Origin of the sequence: Methylococcus sp. EFPC2, assembly GCF_016925495.1 — a bacterium.
In the GTDB taxonomy this organism is placed as follows: Bacteria; Pseudomonadota; Gammaproteobacteria; order Methylococcales; family Methylococcaceae; genus EFPC2.
In genome coordinates this window covers 2,019,627-2,040,295 of the sequence record NZ_CP070491.1, presented here as the reverse complement: position 1 = coordinate 2,040,295, position 20,669 = coordinate 2,019,627, and the positions used below count along the sequence as shown (strand labels likewise).

General features: G+C 57.0%; 15 protein-coding genes, 5 tRNA genes and 1 pseudogene. 13 read left to right on the top strand and 8 right to left on the bottom strand.

Going from position 1 to position 20,669, the window contains the following annotated elements:
• Window positions 1-259 precede the first annotated feature (259 nt).
• The 3 genes from JWZ97_RS08565 to JWZ97_RS08555 all read left to right on the top strand — a co-directional run bounded on the left by JWZ97_RS08565 (window position 260) and on the right by JWZ97_RS08555 (window position 3,033).
• Entirely contained in the window at window positions 260-766 is a 507-nt protein-coding gene (locus JWZ97_RS08565; RefSeq protein ID WP_205434340.1) for a DUF4124 domain-containing protein, read from the top strand.
• A 96-nt stretch (window positions 767-862) separates the two neighbouring features.
• A complete protein-coding gene (locus tag JWZ97_RS08560; protein ID WP_205434339.1) occupies window positions 863-2,233 on the top strand; it encodes a DnaJ domain-containing protein in 1,371 nt (456 codons plus the stop codon).
• Between the two features lie 515 nt (window positions 2,234-2,748).
• The gene (locus JWZ97_RS08555; protein WP_205434338.1) at window positions 2,749-3,033 is read left to right on the top strand and encodes an AlpA family transcriptional regulator; all 285 of its coding nucleotides are present in this window, start codon (window positions 2,749-2,751) and stop codon (window positions 3,031-3,033) included.
• Window positions 3,034-3,316: 283 nt separating this feature from the next.
• Here the strand turns inward: JWZ97_RS08555 and JWZ97_RS08550 are convergent.
• From JWZ97_RS08550 to tviB, 6 genes are all read right to left on the bottom strand, one after another.
• A tRNA-Thr gene (locus JWZ97_RS08550) sits at window positions 3,317-3,392 on the bottom strand.
• A 376-nt stretch (window positions 3,393-3,768) separates the two neighbouring features.
• Window positions 3,769-4,758, bottom strand: coding sequence for a UDP-glucose 4-epimerase GalE (gene galE / locus JWZ97_RS08545; RefSeq protein ID WP_205434337.1), 990 nt, complete (start codon window positions 4,756-4,758; stop codon window positions 3,769-3,771).
• A 51-nt stretch (window positions 4,759-4,809) separates the two neighbouring features.
• Entirely contained in the window at window positions 4,810-6,063 is a 1,254-nt protein-coding gene (gene glp, locus JWZ97_RS08540; protein WP_240342549.1) for a gephyrin-like molybdotransferase Glp, read from the bottom strand.
• On the bottom strand, window positions 6,060-6,608 hold the full coding sequence (mobB, locus tag JWZ97_RS08535; protein WP_205434336.1) for a molybdopterin-guanine dinucleotide biosynthesis protein B: 549 nt from the start codon (window positions 6,606-6,608) through the stop codon (window positions 6,060-6,062). Before mobB ends, glp begins: the two co-directional genes overlap by 4 nt.
• A complete protein-coding gene (locus JWZ97_RS08530; RefSeq protein WP_205434335.1) occupies window positions 6,605-7,615 on the bottom strand; it encodes an NAD-dependent epimerase in 1,011 nt (336 codons plus the stop codon). Before JWZ97_RS08530 ends, mobB begins: the two co-directional genes overlap by 4 nt.
• A gap of 19 nt (window positions 7,616-7,634) precedes the next feature.
• A complete protein-coding gene (gene tviB / locus JWZ97_RS08525; protein ID WP_205434334.1) occupies window positions 7,635-8,912 on the bottom strand; it encodes a Vi polysaccharide biosynthesis UDP-N-acetylglucosamine C-6 dehydrogenase TviB in 1,278 nt (425 codons plus the stop codon).
• 97 nt (window positions 8,913-9,009) lie between these two features.
• Here tviB and JWZ97_RS08520 point away from each other — a divergent pair, with 97 nt between their 5' ends.
• From JWZ97_RS08520 to JWZ97_RS08485, 8 genes are all read left to right on the top strand, one after another.
• A complete protein-coding gene (locus tag JWZ97_RS08520; RefSeq protein WP_205434333.1) occupies window positions 9,010-9,519 on the top strand; it encodes a Crp/Fnr family transcriptional regulator in 510 nt (169 codons plus the stop codon).
• Between the two features lie 54 nt (window positions 9,520-9,573).
• The gene (locus JWZ97_RS08515; protein WP_240342548.1) at window positions 9,574-11,016 is read left to right on the top strand and encodes a TIGR03013 family XrtA/PEP-CTERM system glycosyltransferase; all 1,443 of its coding nucleotides are present in this window, start codon (window positions 9,574-9,576) and stop codon (window positions 11,014-11,016) included.
• Between the two features lie 36 nt (window positions 11,017-11,052).
• Window positions 11,053-13,131, top strand: a complete 2,079-nt coding sequence (gene prsK, locus JWZ97_RS08510) for an XrtA/PEP-CTERM system histidine kinase PrsK (protein ID WP_205434332.1) — start codon at window positions 11,053-11,055, stop codon at window positions 13,129-13,131.
• Window positions 13,128-14,477: a PEP-CTERM-box response regulator transcription factor gene (gene prsR, locus JWZ97_RS08505; protein WP_205434331.1), complete on the top strand. Its 1,350-nt coding sequence runs from the start codon at window positions 13,128-13,130 to the stop codon at window positions 14,475-14,477. Before prsK ends, prsR begins: the two co-directional genes overlap by 4 nt.
• 20 nt (window positions 14,478-14,497) lie before the next feature.
• Entirely contained in the window at window positions 14,498-17,254 is a 2,757-nt protein-coding gene (prsT, locus tag JWZ97_RS08500; protein ID WP_205434330.1) for an XrtA/PEP-CTERM system TPR-repeat protein PrsT, read from the top strand.
• Window positions 17,255-17,351: 97 nt separating this feature from the next.
• A tRNA-Met gene (locus JWZ97_RS08495) sits at window positions 17,352-17,428 on the top strand.
• Between the two features lie 26 nt (window positions 17,429-17,454).
• Window positions 17,455-17,530 (top strand) — tRNA-Gly (locus JWZ97_RS08490).
• A 59-nt stretch (window positions 17,531-17,589) separates the two neighbouring features.
• Window positions 17,590-17,663, top strand: a tRNA-Cys gene (locus tag JWZ97_RS08485).
• 181 nt (window positions 17,664-17,844) lie between these two features.
• Here the strand turns inward: JWZ97_RS08485 and JWZ97_RS08480 are convergent.
• Window positions 17,845-18,236, bottom strand: a pseudogene (locus JWZ97_RS08480) (IS3 family transposase); the annotation flags it as partial.
• A gap of 17 nt (window positions 18,237-18,253) precedes the next feature.
• Window positions 18,254-18,328 (bottom strand) — tRNA-Val (locus JWZ97_RS08475).
• 396 nt (window positions 18,329-18,724) lie between these two features.
• Between JWZ97_RS08475 and JWZ97_RS08470 the strand changes: the two genes are divergently transcribed.
• The gene (locus JWZ97_RS08470) at window positions 18,725-19,615 is read left to right on the top strand and encodes a L,D-transpeptidase (RefSeq protein ID WP_240342547.1); all 891 of its coding nucleotides are present in this window, start codon (window positions 18,725-18,727) and stop codon (window positions 19,613-19,615) included.
• 169 nt (window positions 19,616-19,784) lie between these two features.
• Window positions 19,785-20,603, top strand: a complete 819-nt coding sequence (locus JWZ97_RS08465) for a transporter substrate-binding domain-containing protein (protein ID WP_205434329.1) — start codon at window positions 19,785-19,787, stop codon at window positions 20,601-20,603.
• Window positions 20,604-20,669: the final 66 nt, after the last annotated feature.

The window sequence follows — 20,669 nt, the reverse complement described above, 5'->3', positions numbered from 1 at the left end:
GCAAAAAGGCTCAGGGCTGCGCTAACAGCGCTGAGCCTCTCGCCCACAGCGAGGGCCTTGGCGTGGGGTGAGGCGCGCCTAGGTGGCGGCCGGCGTATTGCCTGGAGCGTCCGTGCCGAGTTGTCAACGGCGGGCGAAAAGTGTACCGACGAACATCGCTATAGGCATTTCCATCGACAAGGTAAAAACTACCCAGCAACCCGCCGATTTGTTATTTTCCGCATGGGAAAAATCCCGATCACCTATTAGGAGGAAAGTCATGAAACGTGGATTGATTCTGTTGCTTGCCTTTTCCGGGCAGGCTCTGGCAGGCGAGATGTACAAGTGGACAGATAAGAGCGGCACCCTGCATTACACGCAGACCCCGCCCCCGGCTGGCGCCGAGGTTGAAAAAACGATTACCTATGACGAAGAGATGGATTACCGCCGTCAGATGCGTGACTTGGCCGTGCAGCGCGAAATGGAGCAAGAGACACGCCGGCGCATCGGTGGGGATATTGAAGGGTCTAACTACGCGCCGCAACCAGTGCCGCAATATGCACCTCAACCCGTGCAGCAGCCTGGTCTTAGCTACAGCGACAAACAGCAGTTGAAGCAGATCGAGCGCGACATCGAGCGGCTGTCCAGTTCAGGCATCGGTGACCCAGGCAGCCGACAGCAGCAAATACAGGCATTACAACGGCAGCAGGAGTTGATTTACTCCAAGAGTGGCGCCCAGGCCAGCCCGCAGGTCATCATCAACCGGACGCGGGCAAGGAACTACTAGCCTGATCGAACGCCCCATAGAAACCCGCCAAGTGCGGGTTTTTCATCATCACAGTCCATCGAGTACTCATCGCGCAGCGCGGAGATAAATTGCCCTATGAAGACCCTCTATACCTTTCTTGGAGTCAAGCAGACGGCCACTGCTGACGACATTAAAGCCGCTTACGTTAAGAGGCTCAAGGAAGTCGATCACCGGCATGAGGCTGGTGATCCGGATGCTCCACTCCTAAAAACCGTCATTCAGGACGCTTACCGTGTCTTGTCTTCCCCGGAAAAACGGGGGCGGTATGACACTGGTTTAGCTAATCGCATACGGAATAGACAAGAGGGCACGGGCCTAGCAATTGAACCTAATGAGGGCAAAAAAGTAGTTGCACTGTCAAGTGCCCCTCAAATCGACAGTACAGGCTCTATCGAACCGGGTGAAACGAATAGCCTTCCTGTAGGTGTTTCAGCTTCTGCTCCAGCCCCTTATAGCCGAGAAACGCTAGCAGATAGCAACGTCGTTGATTCAAACGTCTTACTGTTATTCTTCATTTTTGTGACAGGGGCTTTAATTGGAGTTGGGGCAATTGCTGCTTGGTTTTGGCTTTTTGAATCTTCAGCATCGGAGGCCGATAGGCATTTAATAATGGCAGGTGTTGGCCTATTTCTAGGTTTATATTGCGCTATAGGGGTTTCGCGTTGGAATAAGAGAGCTCAAAAAGCCCAGCATCTCGTACATGTTATTGAGCAAAACTTAAAAAATCTTGCTGACTTCTCTTTAACCGATTATTACTTTTCCATTATAAGCAAAACCGGACTGGCTTTTGATGAGGTTCGAAAAACAGTTTGCCTCATAATCTTAGACGGCGATGACATTACATTAGAGGTAATACAGGCCGATGACGTACTATCTTCCGAGCTTATGGAAGACGGTGTCACCACCACAAAAACGGATAGAGCTTCGCAGCTAGGAGGGGCGCTCGCGGGCAGTCTTCTGCTTGGAGGTGTTGGCGCTGTCATTGGTGGACTTTCCGGCGCAACTCAAACGTCAGACAGAACTAGCCGCCTAGTGCTTAGGCTAACAATAAATAACGTTCAAAAGCCATTTCATGAGATTGTTTTCTTTAAGAGCGAAAAGCCGGTTGAAAAAAGGACTGATGCAAGCTACCAGGCGGCAATTCAGAGTGCGGCTCGATGGCAAGCCATTATCGAAATCATGCTAAAACGGTCTGCCAAGCAAGAAGAGAGCAATAATAGAACAATTAGCGCAACGACCCTTCTTCCCAATAGTTGCTCTACGGAAAGGCTCGAAAAGCTGGTAGATTTATTGGAGTCCGGGTTAATAACAAACGAGGAATTTCTGAAACTAAAAACAAGACTTCAAATAGCGGATAGCAATGCGCAACCGCCCTCAGGGTGTCAAGGCGTCTCTGCCGAGGTAACTATCAAAAATTTTGAAATCGTAAAAAATTGTCTTTGCTAGGTATTAAGAAAAAGTCTATTTTTACACATAATAAAGTATGACCGGGGCTGTTAAATAGCATAAGTAAATGTTATTAGGCATGGCAATGTTTTACCTTATACTTGGTCTATAGTTTATATAGCTCTTTCACAGCACGGAAAGGGGTTATTTAGGAGCACCAACAAAGGCGCGACCATTTAGCAGTGGTTGTCGCGCTTGTTGGGTGACAGGATTTAGACGGGCGAGCACAGGGGCAGGCTGAGACACCACTGCCACTGCGCCCGCGCCTGCCGGATAGCAGTCCACGCCACGGACGGCACCTTTTTCTTTTATCGACCTATTTCGAGGTGTCTCTTTGACCATTCAATATCTATTCGAATTCCACGGTGAGCTGTTCCGGTATGCCCAACGGTTCAGGGCCGGCGACATCATTGGCATGGAGACCTCAGCCAGTGGTCAGCCTGACTGCCTTGTGGCGTGCCTGAATGCGGCGTCAAGTGCGGGACTTTGAGCACGTCGAGCTTGGGGGTTCGCCCATGATCAAGGTAAACGAACCCGCCATGGTGATCACGATGGCAGAACTGGAAGAGCTGATGCAGAAGGTGGCCGACCTGGCCGTCGCCAAAGCCCTGAGCAAGGCCCAAGACCAGGACGAGATGTGGGACGCCGCCCGCGTCGGGGCATACCTGGGCGTGTCCGCCTGGACCGTGCGCTACCGCAAAGCCCAGGAGCGCGGATTCCCCAAGGCGATCAAGGTAGGCCGGGCGCCATTGTGGCGGGCGGCGGATGTGCGCAAGTACGTGGACAAGAAGGTAACCTGAGGGTGCTTGTCCCACCAAACACGATCACTTGAATAAGGCAGAGCGGCCTCCTTTGATGAGAGGCCTCGCGGAGACCGCACCAAAGCAGTCGGCGTCTTGCCTGAATACACTGCAGAGGGTGAGAAAGAAAGCGCCGCGTTTGCCATGGCACACTGCTGGGCGGGTTTGCTGAGCTGTCCTGTGGTGCTGGGTTCCTGTCTCCCGGTAACGGGAGACCGTAGCACCAGCGTAGCACAACCCTAAAATGAAAAGGCCTTGCAACGATGCAAGGCCTTGATAAATATGGAGCTGGCGACAAGATTCGAACTCGCGACCGGCTGATTACAAATCAGCTGCTCTACCACCTGAGCTACGCCAGCATCGTCTGTGCTAGACGCATTTTGTCATATGGGTTGGATTTGGGCAATCCACACCATTGCTGGGCCCGTAGGACCATTGACGCTGATGGGTAGAGTCCGGGTCGGGTCTTGCCCGATCCGGCGCAGCGTTGGCTGGAAGGTGTCCCCTTCGGCCCGAACAGGTTTTCGTGCTGGGTGCGTTGGAACCCGCCCTGTATGACGGCCAGCCAGCCAACCATGGCGACCTGATCCACCGGCAGTCCTGAGAGGACCCGCGAGGCCATGGAACTGGCCACGCTTTGACCGATTTTCCACGGGTAAGTGATTGGGGGTTAACCGAGCTGCGCTTCAGGAGAGATCAGTCGCTTTTTTGCGCACGGGCCACCGGTAGACTGGATTATTTTCTAGCCACCAGTTTTTTTTCCCATTCCAGGGAGGTGCGCACGATGATTTCCAGATCGTCGTATTTCGGCTTCCAATCCAGCGTGCGGTGTATCTTGTCGACTGCGGCGACGAGCGAGGGCGGGTCACCGGCACGGCGCGGCTGTTCTTCGACCTTGATCGGGCTGCCGTTGACCTTGTTCACCGTGTCGATCACTTCGCGCACGCTGTAGCCGTGGCCGTAGCCGCAGTTCAGGGTGGTCGAGTCGCCTCCTTGCCGCAAATAGTTCAAGGCCTGGATGTGGGCATCCGCCAAGTCGCTGACATGGATGTAGTCGCGCACGCCGGTGCCGTCCGGGGTGGGGTAGTCGGTGCCGAACACCAGCAGCTTTTCGCGCTTGCCCACGGCGACTTCGGCGGCGACCTTGATCAGCAGGGTGGCATTCCTGGTCGACTGACCGATCTTGCCTTCCGGGTCGGAGCCGGCGACGTTGAAGTACCGCAGGATGACGTGGCGCAGATCCGTAGCGGACGAGAGGTCCCGCAACATCATCTCGCTCATCAGTTTGGACGTGCCGTAGGGATTGATCGGGCTGGTGGGTGTGTCTTCGTGGCAGCGGGTGTCCTGTGGAATCCCGTAGGTCGCGGCGGTGGAGGAAAAGATGAAGTGTTGCACACCCGCCTGCTGGCAAGATTGCAGCAGGTTGCGGGTTTTGCAGGTGTTGTTGCCGTAATACTTGAGCGGATTTTCCACCGATTCCGGCACGATGGTGTGGGCGGCGAAGTGCAGGACCGATACGATGCCGTGTTCCTTCAATATGCGGGCGACGAGTTCAAGATCGCCCGTGTCGCCTTCGACGAATTCGCCATACAAAACCGAATCGCGGAAGCCCGTGGATAGATTGTCTAAAACGACGATGCGCTCACCTTGTTCGCCGAGCTGTTTGACGACATGACTGCCGATGTAGCCGGCGCCGCCGGTGACCAATATGCCGGGTTGGGGCATGGCTTGCTCCTTCAAGATTGGGAAAATGGATGGTGCGGCAGAGCCTGAAACTTACCAGGGCTCTTGCAAAGGTTCGATGAGGACCTCCGCGCCCGGTTCTACGCCAGTACTTTCGGCGGGGAGGACGATCAAGCAGTTGGCCGCGCTGATGCTCAGCAGTTGATGCGAACCTTGGCGCCCCGAAATCGAGACGGTGAGGTCACCTTTGTCGTCGCATTGGAAATAGCCGCGCTGAAATTCCATTCTGCCCGGCGCCTTTTTTAGATGGGATTCGCAAGTGGCTCTGATCCTAACCGGGCGGGGCGTTTGTGTGCCGGCCAAACAGAGCAGAGCGGGGCGGACCAGTTGCCAGAACGTGACGATGGACGCAATCGGGTTGCCGGGCAATCCGAAGAAATAGGCTTTGCCGATTTGTCCGAAGGCCAGCGGCTTGCCGGGTTTGATGGCGAGCTTCCAGAAGCCGACTTGGCCCAGTTCGGCCAGTGCTCCGCTCACGAAATCGGCTTCGCCGACCGAGACCCCGCCGGTACTGACGATGACATCGGCCAGTTCCGAGGCTTCGATCAATGTGCGTTTGACTGCATCAGGATCGTCGCGGACCACACCCAGGTCGAGTGCTTCCAGATAGGGATTTTGCAGCAGAGCGGCGAGCGTGTAGCGGTTGCTGTCGTGTATCTCTCCGTAGCTCAGCGTGCGACCCACGGGACGCAGTTCGTCTCCGGTCGAGAAATAAGCGACGCGCAGCTTGCGGGCGACCAAGATGTCCTCGATGCCGCTCGCGGCGAGCAGGCCCAAGTCGGCTGCGTTCAACCGCTTTCCGCGCTTCAGCAAGGAGGCGCCGGCACGGGCTTCGTCGCCGGCGGGCCGCACGTTTTCGCCGGGTTTGACCTCGGCGTGCAGGACCATGCGGCCGTCGACGATTTCGACCTTTTCCTGCATCACCACGGTATCGGCGCCTTCTGGCAAGGCCGCGCCGGTGAAGATACGGATGCAGGTACCCGGTTTGCACGCGTCGGGATGGGGATGACCGGCAAACGATGCGCCCGACAATTCCAAGCCTGCCGTTTGCGCCTGCTGCACATCCGCATGGTGGAATGCGTAGCCGTCCATGGCGGAGTTGGCGAAGCCCGGAATGTCGAGTTTCGCCACGATCTCCTGAGCCAGAATGCGGCCATGCGCCTGACCCAGAACCACCCTTTCGCGGTCCTGCAGCGGCTCGAGGCTCGCTACTATGCGGTGTAGGGCGGCGTCGAGGGTGAGCAGACGGGCGCCCGCTTCGGCACAGGGGTCGGCAATTTGCGTCATCGGGCGAGGAATGTCTGAATGATGAAGGCGGCTATCGCCTCGGGCTGGTTAAGGTCGAGCTGCGGAATGGGGGGGGCGACCGGCAGTTCAGCATCGCTCGCGATGGCGATGATCGAGTCGTCGTCTGAGAACAGCAAGGGTTTGCTCAATTCGGGGCGATGCAATTCGATCTTGGGAAATTTTTCCTGTTTGTACCCTTCCACCAGTATCAGATCCAGGCCGGTCGAGTCGAAAAAATCGAGTTCTTCGCTCAGGCTACGCTCGCGGATATCGTCGTGCTCGGTGATGATCGCCCGGCGGTGGGACGATGTCAGCATTACCGGCGAGGCCCCCGCCTTACGCAAGACGTAGCTGTCCTTGCCGGGCTGGTCGATCTCGAAGTCGTGGTGGCTTTTCTTGATCAGCCCCACATGCCATCCCTGGCTCTTGAGCAAGGGAATCAGGAGGGCCAGCAAGGTGGTTTTCCCGGTTCCGCTCCACGCAGCGAAGCCGACTACCGGGACAGGCGGGAGATTTTCTTCTGCTCGGTGCGCGGCTGTAATCATGCCTGGCCGAAATACCCTTTATACCAGTCGACGAAACGGGCGATCCCTGATTCGATAGTGGTTTTCGGGGCATAACCGACGTCGCGCATGAGATCGTCCACATCGGCATAGGTGGCTGGAACATCGCCCGGTTGCATGGGCAAAAAGTTCTTTTCGGCCTTCTTCCCCAGGCAATCCTCGAGAACTTCAATGAAGCGCATCAACTCCACCGGTTGATGGTTGCCGATGTTATAAAGCCGGTAGGGTGCCTTGCTGGTGCCGGAGTCCGGCGCGTCGCCGCTCCAATTCGGATTGGGCTCGGCTATTTTGTCCAGGGTGCGGACGACACCTTCAACGATGTCGTCGATGTAGGTGAAGTCACGTTGGTGTTTGCCGTGGTTGAACACATCGATGGGTTTTCCTTCGAGTATGCTCTTGGTGAACAGGAACAAAGCCATATCCGGTCGTCCCCAGGGGCCGTAGACCGTGAAGAACCGTAGACCGGTGGTGGGCAGGCCATACAGATGGCTGTAGGTGTGGGCCATCAATTCGTTGGCTTTTTTCGACGCGGCGTAGAGGCTGACCGGGTGGTCGACATTGTCGTGCACGGAGAAGGGCATGGAGGTGTTGGCGCCGTAGACGGAACTGCTGGAGGCGTACACCAGATGCTCCACGTCGTGATGGCGGCAGGCTTCCAGGATGTTGCAGAATCCCACCAGATTGGCGTCGATATAGGCGTGCGGATTGGTCAGTGAATAACGCACGCCGGCCTGGGCCGCGAGATTGACCACCCGCTGTGGCCGATGTTCCGCAAAGGCCTGGTTGATCGCCTCACGCTCTTCCAGGCCGACGCGTATCTCGGTGAAGCCGGGATGCGGCTTGAGGCGGGCCAGGCGGGCTTCTTTCAGGTTTACATCGTAGTAGTCGTTGACGTTGTCGATGCCGATGACTTCATCTCCGCGCGCCAGGAGCACGTGAGCGAGGTGCGAACCAATAAATCCTGCCGTTCCTGTGACCAGCACTCTCATTCAATGTTCTCCGGATGGTTCATAGGTATTCGTCTACGTCCGTTTTGGGTAAGACGTACTTGACGTCGAAGATGACCGACTCCGGCTTCCCCAGGGCACGTATGTTGGCGGCCCCCAACTCACGGAACTGGTTGTGGCCTACGGCTAGGATGACGGCATCGTAACGGCCGGGCTCGAGTTCAGCGGTGAGTTCTATGCCGTATTCGTGGCGGGTTTCCTCGGGGTCGGCCCAAGGGTCGTAGATGTCGACATTGACGTTGTAGTCTTTGAGCTCTTTGACGATATCGACCACGCGGGTATTGCGAATGTCCGGGCAGTTTTCCTTGAATGTAAGCCCCAAGATCAATATGTTGGATTGGCAAACGTGTATGCGCTTGCGGTTCATCAATTTGACCAAACGCTGGACCACGTACTCGCCCATGCCGTCGTTGACCCGGCGGCCAGCCAATATCATTTCGGGGTGGTGACCGATTTCCTGCGCCTTGTGGGTCAGATAGTACGGATCGACGCCTATGCAATGACCTCCGACCAAGCCGGGGCGGAAAGGCAGGAAGTTCCATTTGGAGCCGGCGGCTTCCAAGACTTCCAGGGTGTTCAGCCCAAGCTTTTGAAACAGGATGGCCAGTTCGTTGATCAGCGCGATATTGACATCCCGCTGGGTGTTTTCGATCACCTTGGCGGCTTCCGCCACCTTGATGCTGCTGGCTAAATGGGTGCCGGCCACGATGATGGTGCGGTAGAGCGCATCTACGTACTCGGCAACTTCAGGGGTGGAGCCTGAGGTGACCTTCTTGATGTTGACGACGCGGTGCTCCTTGTCACCAGGATTGATACGCTCGGGGCTGTAGCCGCAGTAGAAATCGTGGTTGTATTTCAGCCCCGATTGGGCTTCCAGGATGGGTACGCAGACTTCTTCCGTCGCCCCGGGGTAGACCGTCGACTCGTAGATGACGATGTCGCCCTTACTCAATATCTTGCCCACGCTTTCGCTGGCTTTCACCAGCGGAGTGAGATCCGGCCGCTTGTGATCGTCGATGGGCGTAGGTACGGTCACGACATAAACGTTGCATTCCTTGAGATCGTCGCGGTTTGCCGTGTAACTCAGGCGAGGCGCCGATCGCAGCTCTGCTTCGGAGCATTCCAGTGACCGATCTACACCGGCTTTGAGTTCCTCGATGCGCTGAACGTTGATGTCCAGACCTACGGTATCGAAATGCTTGCCGAATTCCACCGCCAGTGGCAAGCCCACATAGCCCAGGCCGATTATGCCAATGCGGGTGTCAGAGAGTGAGGGCATCGGATCTCCTTGATGAAGTTTACGTGATGGGTGTTTAAGTCATTACCGCGCAAGCTTAGACTATGTCTCATATGGATACAGGCGGTAGCACGAGCGTATGAGTGGGGAAACAGAGGGAAAATTCGATTCGGTATTTTACGAGTTGTTAGCGCGCCAAGACTTCGAGGAAGGGCGGTGTTGGCAAAGACGGAGCTATCGGAACAATGAAATCATTCTACGGGAAGGTGGACATAGCGGGAAAGTGTTCCTGGTCCTGGAAGGGGTGACTCGTATCCTGGGCAGTGTGGCGGTGGGGGACGACTATCAAGTCCGGCCCGGCGTGAGGGATCTGGGCCCGGGCTCGGTGTTCGGAGAATTGTCCCTGCTGGATCAGGCACCCCATGCGGCGACGGTGTTGGCGGTCGCGGACTGCACCGTGGCGGAAATCGACGACATTTCTTTGCGGGACTATTTGGACCGCAATCGCGAATTCGGTTTTTGCTTTTACCGGCAACTTGCCTTGTTGTTGGTCGAGCGGCTGCGTAAAACCGACAAACAGCTCTTCGCCACATTGGCCTGGGGACTCAAGGCGCATGGCTACGACAAATACATGAAGCCGGATGCCTAGACTATAATCACCAGCCGATTTGCGCCCTGCCGGCGACGATCAGGCTCGGTTTGAGTGCTCTGTAAGGTCGCGTCACCGCAGACCCGTTTGGAAGCGAATTCAATGATACGAATTTTTCGGCACTATATTTCCAGCGCCTTCCTCATACTTTTTTTCTTGGAAATCGTGGTATTTGCTGCAGCATTTCCGCTTGGCAGCCTGTTGCGCGCGAAAGCCGGCGCCAACCCCGTATTTTTCCCCTGGGATGATTTGCAGGTTCCGTCCCTAGTGTTCACCACCGTCATGCTGCTCAGTTCCACCGGCATGGGCTTATACCAGCGTTCCCACGATATCGGGGATGCGGCGTTGCTGTTGCGTATTATCGCAACGTTCATGATGGGAACCGCGATCATGAGTCTGGTGTTTTACGCCTTTCCGGCCTATTTCGTCGGCCGTGGGGTGTTCGGATACGCGTTGCTGTCGGCATTTACCGGCGTCTTGCTTGGGCGTTTCCTATTTTTGCGCTTCGTTGATGGGCAGAACATAAAGCGCCGTGTTTTGGTACTCGGGGCTGGCTACCGCGCTAACATGATTCGCGATTTCGAGCAGCGGGGTCACTTCGTGCGGTTCAGGGTGATCGGCTATGTTCGCTTGGGTGATGAGCCCTTGCGCGTCGACGCCGACAAACTGATGGAATTGGCGGAGCCGCTCTGCGAAACGGTGACACGCCTGGATATCGACGAAATCGTGGTGGCTCCCGACGACAGGCGGGCCGGGCAGCCGCTCGATCAAATCCTGGATTGCAAAATGGCCGGTGTCGATATCGTGGATTTGTTGAGCTTTTTCGAGCGCGAAGCCGGTTTGTTGCGTGTCGATTGCCTGTATCCGAGTTGGCTGGTTTTTTCCGACGGGTTCAGGGTTAACGGTGCCCGGAATTTCGTCAAGCGGGCATTCGACGTCGTTGCCAGTCTGAGCTTGCTGTTGGTGGTGTGGCCCATCATGGTGCTCACGGCTCTGGCCATTTCTTTGGAAAGCGGCTGGCGGGGCCCCATTTTGTACCGGCAGATTCGGGTTGGTCTTAATTGGAAAACTTTCAAAGTCATCAAATTCCGCAGCATGCGAACCGATGCGGAAAAAGGAGGAGCCCAGTGGGCTCGTGCCAATGACGATAGAGTGACCTGGGTCGGGCGATTTATCCGTAAAACACGTATAGACGAACTGCCCCAGTTGTTTAACGTGTTGAAGGGCGAAATGAGTTTCGTGGGGCCACGGCCCGAGCGTCCTGAGTTCGTCGAACGCTTCGCCGAAACCATCCCTTATTATTCGGAGCGCCATCGCGTCAAGCCCGGGATCACCGGCTGGGCGCAACTCTGTTACCCATATGGTTCGAACTATCAGGACGCCATCGAAAAACTGCAATACGACCTTTATTACGTCAAAAACTACAGCCCTTTTCTCGACTTGCTGATCATGCTGCAGACCGTGGAAGTGGTGCTCTGGGGGAAGGGAGCGCGCTAGAGCGTTTCCTCCTGCCGTCGCTCTAATCGACTTTCGATGTCCATTACCCTGCTGAGCTACCTGGCCGGTTTTGCGGCTTACACGCTGCTGACCATTCTGTTGCTCATCAATTGGCGGGGACAGAGCAAAGGGCGCGGACTGATCGGTGCGTGTGTGGCGACGTCGCTGTGGGCGGGAGTGATCTCCTTACAGGATGTGCTGGGGGTTTTCCCGACCGGACTGGTGTGGACACTGGAAGTCATACACGTCTATTTGTGGTTGACCTTTTTCAGCGCCTTGCTGCATCGCGACCGGGGTAGCGGACTCCTGGGCGATCCCCGTCGTTTTCGCCGTCTGGTTCATGTCTTCTCCCTGGGGCTGATCGCCTACATCTGGCTCTCGCCGCTGGCGGAGAAATTCTACCCCTTCCTTTTCAAGCCGGCCCTGCAATACGCCGGACATATCGGTATGGCGGTCGTCGGGCTGGTCCTGGTGGAGCAGTTTTATCGCAATGCAAGGCTCGATCAGCGCTGGCGCATCAAGTTTCTGTGCCTGGCCATGGGGGGGCTGTTCGCCTACGACTTTTATCTCTATTCCGAGGCCCTGCTGTTCCATCGCATACGCTACGAGCTTTGGGCAGCGCGCGGGGCCGTCGCGGCGATGGTGACGCCGTTTATCGCCGTGTCGGCGGCACGCAACCCCGACTGGTCGGTGGATATATTCGTCTCGCGCCAAGTGGTGTTTCATTCGGCTGCGCTGCTCGGCTCCGGCGTCTATTTGCTGCTGATGGCGACCGTCGGCTATTACATTCGCTACTACGGCGGCGAATGGGGAGCGGTCGCCCAGGTCATCTTTTTGGTCGGCGCATTTCTGGTCTTGGTGCTGGTTCTATTCTCCGGGCAGATACGCGCCCGGGTCCGGATTTTTCTCAATAAGAACTTTTTCAATTATGCCTATGATTATCGCCAGGAATGGCAGAGGTTGATCGCCACCTTGGCCGAGGAGAAAGGCCTCGCGCTGGAGCAAAGGGTCATCTTGGCTTTGGGCCAGGTGGTCGAAAGTCCCAGCGGCGTGCTGTGGGTGCGGGAGAGCACCGGGCGTTTTCTGCCTAGGGCGAGTTATGGCGATCCCGGCATAGAGCCCGATCCGGTCGAAGCCGAGGAGGAGGTCATACAATTCATGTATCGCAAAGCCTGGATCGTCAACCGGTCGGAGATGCTGATCAACCCGGAGATGTATGAAGGACTTTTGTGCCCCGCATGGCTGGAGGCGTATGCCAACGCCTGGTTGCTGGTTCCGTTATGGGGCCAGAACCAGACGATGCTCGGTTTGGTTTTGTTGACCACCCCTCGCACAGCTATACATTGGAATTGGGAGGTCATCGACATGCTCAAGACCACCAGCCGCCTGGCGGCCAGTTATCTGGCACTGGAATATGCGGCGAAGGAATTGGGCGAGGCCCGTCAGTTCGAGGGCTTCAATCGATTGTCTGCCTTCGTGATACATGACCTCAAGAACCTGATCGCCCAACTCAGCCTGGTGGTGCGGAACGCCGACAAGCATCACGATAAACCCGAATTCATGCGCGATGCCATACAAACGGTGGCTCATGCGGTGGGAAAAATGAACGCGCTGATGTCGCAACTGCGCAATTCAGGCCCCGCCGCGTCCGTCGAAGAAGTCGATTTGGCCGAGTTGATCGGTGAGGTCGTCGAAACGCGAAGTAAACAGGCCCCTTTACCGCGCCGCGAAGTGCCAGGGATATCGGTGAAAGTGAGGGCGAATCGCGACCGGTTGGCATCCGCGCTGGAGCATGTTGTCCACAACGCCCAAGACGCGACGGCGAAGACCGGTACCGTTCGGGTGCGCTTGTTTCCCCCGAATGGGAGGCATGCGGTGGTGGAGGTGGCGGACGATGGTTGCGGTATGGATGAGGAATTTGTTCGAAATCGCCTGTTCAGGCCTTTCGATACAACCAAGGGTCTGACCGGTATGGGCATAGGTGCTTACGAGAGCCGTGAATACATGCGCGCTTTGGGGGGGGACTTGACCGTCACGAGTGTTCCCGGCAAAGGCAGCGTATTCCGTTTCGAAATTCCCGTTTCTCAAGAAAAAACAGAAGAGTGTTCAGCGTGAGCGACCAGACCTTGTTGATCGTCGAAGATGACCCTGGCCTGCGCAGCCAGTTGCGTTGGAGTTTTGATCAATACCGGGTGGAGGTGGCGGAAGACAGGGAGTCTGCGATCGCCGCCATGCGTAAATTCGAGCCGGCGGTCGTGACTCTGGATCTCGGGTTGCCCCCCGATCCGGGGGGAACCCGCGAGGGTTTTGCGACGCTACAGGAGATTTTGTCCATTGCGCCGCAGACGAAGGTGATCGTACTGACCGGAAACGACGACACCGTGAATCCGGTCAAGGCGATAGGGCAGGGCGCCTACGATTTTTACCAAAAGCCCATCGAGCCGGATATCCTCAGCTTCGTCGTCGACCGGGCCTTCCGCCTGTACGCCCTGGAAGAGGAAAACCGCAAACTGTCCAGGCTGCACGTCACCAACCCGCTGGAAGGCATTATCGGAGCGAGTCCCGAAATGCACGAGGTTTGCCGGATGGTTGAGCGTTTCGCTCCCACCGACCTCACCGTGCTGATACTGGGCGAGAGTGGCACGGGCAAGGAGGTGATCGCACGGGCGCTCCACGCCCTCAGCCCGCGTGCGAAAAAACCTTTCATCGCGGTGAACGCGGCGGCGATCCCGGAAAATTTGCTGGAAAGCGAATTGTTCGGACATGAAAAAGGCGCGTTTACCGGCGCAAGTCAGCAGGTCAAGGGCAAGTTCGAACTGGCTAATGGCGGTACGTTTTTCCTGGACGAAATCGGCGACATCCCGTCATCGTTACAACCCAAACTACTACGCGTGTTGCAGGAGCGCGTGTTCGAGCGGATAGGCGGGCGTCAGGAAATCAAGGTCGACGTCAGGGTGCTCTGTGCAACCCACCAGAACATGGAGCAGTTGATCGCCGGGAATCGTTTCCGCGAAGACCTTTATTTCCGCATCAATGAAATGGTCATCGACCTGCCTCCGCTGCGGGAACGGACGGGCGATGCCGTGGTTCTGGCCCGCGCATTTCTGGATCGCTATTCGCTCCAGATGCGCCGTAATCTGCTGGGCTTTACCGACGATGCCCTGGCGGCTCTGGAAGCCTATCATTGGCCCGGTAATGTGCGGGAACTGGAGCACAAGATAAAGCGCGCCGTGGTGATGGCCTCGGGTTCCCTGGTGGACGCCAAGGATATTCAGCTGGTGCCCGGCGAGTACCGGCACCGCGTGCTGAGTCTGCGGGAAGCGCGAGAAGCCGCCGAGCGGAAAGCGGTCTGCGCCGCCCTCAGCGAAGCCGGCGAAAACGTATCCAGGGCGGCCGAACTGTTGGAAGTAGCTCGGCCGACCTTGTACACCCTGTTGAGCAAATTCAATCTTAAGGTCTAATCGACCTGCTAGGAGGGGACATGAACAAGTGGGCGAAGAGTCTATCGGGGCTGGGGCTGTTGTGCGGAGTCGCACTGGCCGAAGGTGATGTCACGCTGAACGAGGCTCGCGCCTATCTCGACAAGGGTGAGCCCAAGGCCGCCGTCATACAGCTCAAGAACGTATTGCAGACCAGCCCCGAACATGGCGAGGCACGCCTGTTGCTCGGTGAAACCTATCTAAAGCTGGGCGATGGGGCATCGGCCGTGAAAGAGCTGGAAAAAGCCTCAGAACTCAAACTCCCCAAGGAAAAGTGGGTGGTGCCATTATCGAGAGCCTATCTGTTGCAAGACCAGCCCAAGAAGGTATTAGAGACGGCCAAGGTCGGGGTTGAGGCACCCAAGCCTCTGCGTAGTCAGCTCGGAGCGTTGCAAGGCCTGGCCTATATCGCCCTGAATGACGCCGCAAAAGCAAAAAGCAGTTTCGAGGAAGCACTCCAGTTGGATGCTGACAGCGGTGATGCGCTGTTGGGTCTGGCGATGTTGGAATTGAGTGAGAAACGGTATGGCAAGGTGGAGGAATATGCCAATCGTGCCGTGGCCAAGGATGCGAAAAATGGTTCCGCCTGGACGGTGCTCGGCGAGAGCCGGCGGCTGCAGGGCAACGGCCAGGGCGCGATCGAGGCGTTTGGGAAAGCCATCGAAATTCAGCCTGCCGATGTCCGCGCTCGACTCGGGCGCGCTACGGCTTATCTGGCCTCGGGTAAATTGGAGGATGCAAGCAAAGACGTGAACGAAGTGCGCGCCAAGGCTGGCGAATTGCCCATGGCGCTTTATCTCCAAGCTGTAATCGCCTTCCAAAACAAGAAGGTGCAAGATGCGGAAGACACCCTGGTCAAGGTGTTAAATGCCCTTCCGAATCACCCGCCCTCCTTGCTGCTGATGGGGAGCATTGCGTATCAGCAGGAAAAGCTGCAATCGGCGGAAAACTATCTGTCCAAATACCTCGGCTTCGCGCCCGATCAGCTGCCCGCCTTGAAATTATTGGGCGCCACCCGTTTAAGGCTGGGCCATGCGAAAGACGCGATCGCCGTTTTGCAACCAGCGGCCGACCGCCACTCCGACGATGCACAGCTACTTGCCTTGCTCGGCAGCGCCTATCTTAACGACAAACAATACGACCAGGGAACCGACTATCTCGCTCGAGCCGCCGAACTGGCTCCCGACAACGGATTCGTGCGGGAGCGGCTCGCCTTGGGACGTATTGCGACAGGCAACATGGACCAGGCGGTTGCGGACTTAAAGAGTGCGGTTGAGATCGATCCCAACCTCGTGCAGGCCGACATCACACTGGTATTGGCTTTGCTGCAACAAAAAAAATACGACGAGGCGATTGCGGCGGCTGTCAAGCTTAAGGAGAAAAAGTCCAACGACCCCATGCCCGATAACTTGCTGGGTACGGCTTACATGGCCAAAGGCGAGGGAGGAAAAGCGCGTGAACACTGGCTCCAGGCGCTGTCGATCAAGCAGGATTACAATACGGCGCGGCTGAATCTCGCCCGTTTGGCCCTGACAGAAAAAAAACCGGACGAGGCGCGCCGTGAATTGGTGGCCGTTCTTAAGACCGACCCCAATAACTTGAATGCTCTCTTAGGTTTGGCTCAGCTTGCCGAGTCGCAGGGCGATCAGGCGGAAATGCTCAAGTATCTGCAAGAGGCGAGAGATAAAAATCCACGCTCGTTACCGCCGGCTTTGTTGCTGAGTCGTTACTACCTGGGGCAGAACAAGGCGCTCAATGCTCTGGAAATAGCCCAGGCGGCCGAGCGGGACAATCCGGACAACCCTCAGGCGATATTCAATTTGGCCCAGGTGCAGTTGGTTGCCGGTCAGGACGCCAACGCTGTAGCGACGTTACGCAAGCTGGTCGCAAAGCAGCCGGAGAATCCGGATTTCCGTCACACGCTGGCACAAGCATTGGCCAAGACCGGCGACAAGGCGCAGGCAGCGAATGTGTGGGGCGAGTTGCGTCAAAAGTCTCCTGACTATATCCCGGCCTTGGCCGCGCTCGCTGAGCTAGCTCTGCAAGACAAGGATTATGCCCGGGCCGGCAAACTGGCCAACGAACTCAAAACCAAGGCTCCCAAGGTGCCGGTGGGATTACAGTTGGAAGGCGATGTTCGCTTCGCCCAGAAGCAATATTCTCAAGCGCTCGAGTCTTATCAACAGGCTTACAAGCAAGTCAAGAACCCGGCGCTCGCGCAGCGTTTATTCAAGGCGCGATTGGCCCAGGGCGATTTCAAAGGCGCGGTGGACGGACTGCACGCCTGGCTTGAGGCCGCCGATCAGGATGTTGAATCCTGGCTGCTATTGGCACTGGCGCATCAGGAAAAAAACCACTTGCGTGAAGCGGCGGAAGCCTATGAAAAGGTCGAAACGCTACGTCCCGGCAACTCCGTCGTACTCAATAATCTGGCCTGGGTTTATCAGGAGCAGGGCGACAAACGAGCGCTTGAAATCGCCGAAAAGATTCAGCTCGGCTCGGACAGCAATCCCGAGTTGGTCGATACGATAGGCTGGATCTATCTGTTGAACGGTAAGCCCGACAAAGGGCTATTGCTGCTTCAGCAAGCCGCAGTTCAAGCGCCTCATCTGATCCCCATTCGCCTGCATTTGGCCGAAGCGCTGATCAAGAACGGCAAGCCCGAAGAAGGCAAGAAAGAGCTTCAGCGCCTGCTTAAGGAAAAAAAGGACTTCCCTGAAAAAGCCAAAGCGGAGTCTTTATTGAAGGGCTTACCTTAAATGGCCGGCGTAACCTCCCCGCCAACCATAATTTTCACACATTCATCAAAGAGGGTGTTGCCATGGGCGGAAAATCCGGTATAATTCTCTTCGTTGACGCGGGGTGGAGCAGTCTGGTAGCTCGTCGGGCTCATAACCCGAAGGTCGTAGGTTCAAATCCTGCCCCCGCTACCAGTAATTATTGATCCACACCAAATTTTGCGGGAATAGCTCAGTTGGTAGAGCACAACCTTGCCAAGGTTGGGGTCGCGAGTTCGAGTCTCGTTTCCCGCTCCAAATTCCGAAAAGCCGCGAACTCGATCGCGGCTTTTTAGTTTATAAGAGTTCACTCAAAGGGCTGAGTGGCAGAGTGGTCATGCAGCGGCCTGCAAAGCCGTGGACGCCGGTTCGATTCCGACCTCAGCCTCCAAAATTCTAAGCATATTAAATACTTGAAAGGCACATGACCTAAAGTCATGTGCCTTTTTTATTACCATAGCGTACTGAAAACGGGTAAAAATTAGGAAAAATTTCGATGGGATGTGGCAAAAACCACACATCAACGGCTCAAATGAACCGCCCCGGTTTCCGTGGAGGCTGGTTGGTTTAAGTCAGGCCGGAATGGCGGGTTGCCGGCAGTAGTTTGCCTCAGCTTCTGCTGGACGGAATATGCCCGGCGGGTCCGAGTAGCCTGGAGTGGTTGAACCAAAACACCCATCGAGCGTGGCCAGTTCGACGGCTTCCCGGGTTCGCCAGGGTGCCCGCCAGTGGATCAGCTCGGCTCGGCCAGCGCGTTGTCATGGCGGCCGCCCTTACTGCCCATAGAGGGTTCGATACCGGCCTCGGCCAGGCGTTCGCTGTCGCGGATGCTGACGTACTACGAGCCTCTGTCCGATGATGGATCAGTGCGCCGTCTCGTTCGGGCCGTCGCACAGACAGCACTTGTTCCAGCGCGAAGCCGGGCGATGCGCCGGACAAACAGGTCGGTGACGAACGCCACGTACGGCTCAATTGATTTATTGGTGGGCGGTGTAGGGTTCGAACCTACGACCCCTGCCGTGTGAAGGCAGTGCTCTCCCGCTGAGCTAACCGCCCGGTACTGGATACTACGGAGAGGCACTTATCATAACAAAGAATGTCCCCCAGACTAAAGTTGTCGTTCAGTACCTGAAGCTGGCAAAGTCCCCTTGAGGGCGACACAATCAATGAAAGTCTTGATGAAGCTGATGCGCTCACGACTCTGGTTAGCAAGCTGGCTTACTTTTCAACTCGGAGATTGGGGCCTGCGGCATCCTTGTCTTTAAAGCTTGGATTAGCGCAAAGGGGGGGTGAACCAGAATTTGGTTGCGAGGAGATGCCGCGGGAAATAGTCATGGGCATTTCTTGTCGCGGCGGATCGTTTATGGTCCGGGCTTGGGTGGCTTAAACCAACAATGGGGTTGTGCACTGTCACCGTTTTCACACTTGGTCGTGAAGGGAGCATGGATAGTCGTGGGCCTGTTCATCCTATGCTGGGTGCCCGGGACACAGGCAGAGTCTTGGGAGGGCTATGGTCGCAGCTTTCCCAGTCCGCGCTACGAGTTGGACGAAGGCGCTCGCGCCGACTATCGGTTCGGCGTCAGCAAAGCCTTTAAGCCTTACCAGGACCCGCCGCTGGCCGAAGCCAGGTCGTTGCCAAACCCACTGCTCGAATCCCGCTTCGACAGCTATAACCTGATCGTCATCGTCAACAAGCAGACTGACCCGTTCTGGGGGCGCGCCCAAACTCTGAGGGTCTACCAACGAGGGAGGGGGCTGCGTTATTACTGGCTGATTTCGACCGGTGCCCGGGGCTTGGAAACGCCTTCAGGGTATTATCGCCCACAGGGTTTTTCTTCCAGGCATTGGTCCCGCCCCTATGATGCGCCGATGCTTTGGGCCGTGTTCTTCAATTCAGGCATCTCACTGCATTCCTCCCTGGACCGGGACGCACTGCGTGACATGGGGAGGGCGGCCGCTTCTCACGGCTGCGTTCGCATTGAGGATCATCGCGCCGAGGAGCTCTATCACCTGATCGGCCATAGCGGATTCGGACCGGTCGATCAGCTTGACCGCCATACCGGCGTCTCGCTGATGAAACGCGGGCAGCCCCGCCGGGTCGAAAGTTATAAGACCTTGATTATCGTCTCCCCAACCGCGCGCTGGACGGAAACCTCGCCGTCACGGCAGGACACGGCACCCGGAACGGCGGTTAAGGCCACCTCCATACCCGCCGAAAAATCCGGAAAGTCAGATCAAACCGGGCCAGTCCAAACTCCATCCCCAGCGCCGAAGACCGGCGCGAATAGAGCAGGTCCGCGCGGCGCAAAGCCCGAGCGCCCGGCACTGGAGGATCTGTTTTAACGCTTCAGTATGCGCGCGCAAGCATCGCTGGGCTGGCGGCCGGCTCGCCACCTTGAGGGCTCAGCGGGTCGAACGATGTACACTTGGCTGTTCCGTGGCGTTCCGCCTCACCTTATCTCCGGCAGTCTGGCCTTGCCGCTGCCGCACACCAAACGACAGGGGTCTTCCCGTGTTGAAAATTGCGATCATTGTCGCCAGTCTGGTCCTGCTGGCTTCCTGCTCGACAACTTCTCAAATTGCCGCTTCCGGGCGTTCGGGTCTTGCACCCAGCGGCAAGCTGCGCGTCGGTATCAACATCGGCAACATGCTGCTCACTGCGAAGGATCCGGTCAGCGGGCAATATGGCGGTATCGCGTTCGATCTGGCGCGGGAACTCGGTCGGTGGGCGGGCGTGCCGATCGAGATTGTGACGTTCGATTCCGCGGGCAAGTTGGCAGATGGCGTGAGAGCCGGTGCCTGGGATGTGGCCTTCCTCGGCATCGAACCCGAGCGCGCGGAAGGCATCAGCTTCAGTCCTGCCTATGCGGAAATCGAATCCACTTATCTGGTACCGGCCGGATCCCCTTTGCACACTGTCACGGACGTGGACCGCGACGGCGTGCGTATCGCGATCTCCGCCAGGAGCGCATACGACCTGGTATTGAGCCGTACCCTGAGGCGCGCGCGATTGGAGCGGGTACCCGGCGTCGAGGGCGTGCCTGGCACCGAAGGCGCATATAGGCTATTCATCGAGGAACATCTGGATGCGCTGGCTGGGCTCAAGCCGGTGCTGATGGCGTTTGCCGACAAGCTGCCGGGCTCGCGCATACTCGACGGCCACATCAGTACCGTGCAGCAGGCCATAGGTGTGCCCAAGGATCGTGCAGCCAGCGTGCAACTCCTGAGGGAGTTCGTCGAGGACATCAAGGCTAACGGGCTGGTGGCCAGGGCGATAGAAAAGAATGGGGTTCGCGGCGTTTCGGTCGCCCCCAGGACCACACTTCAATGAGCATCCGGCCCGCGCATGCTTGGTCATGCAAGCCGGTAGGCGATCGGTGCAGGATGGTGGTGCGAA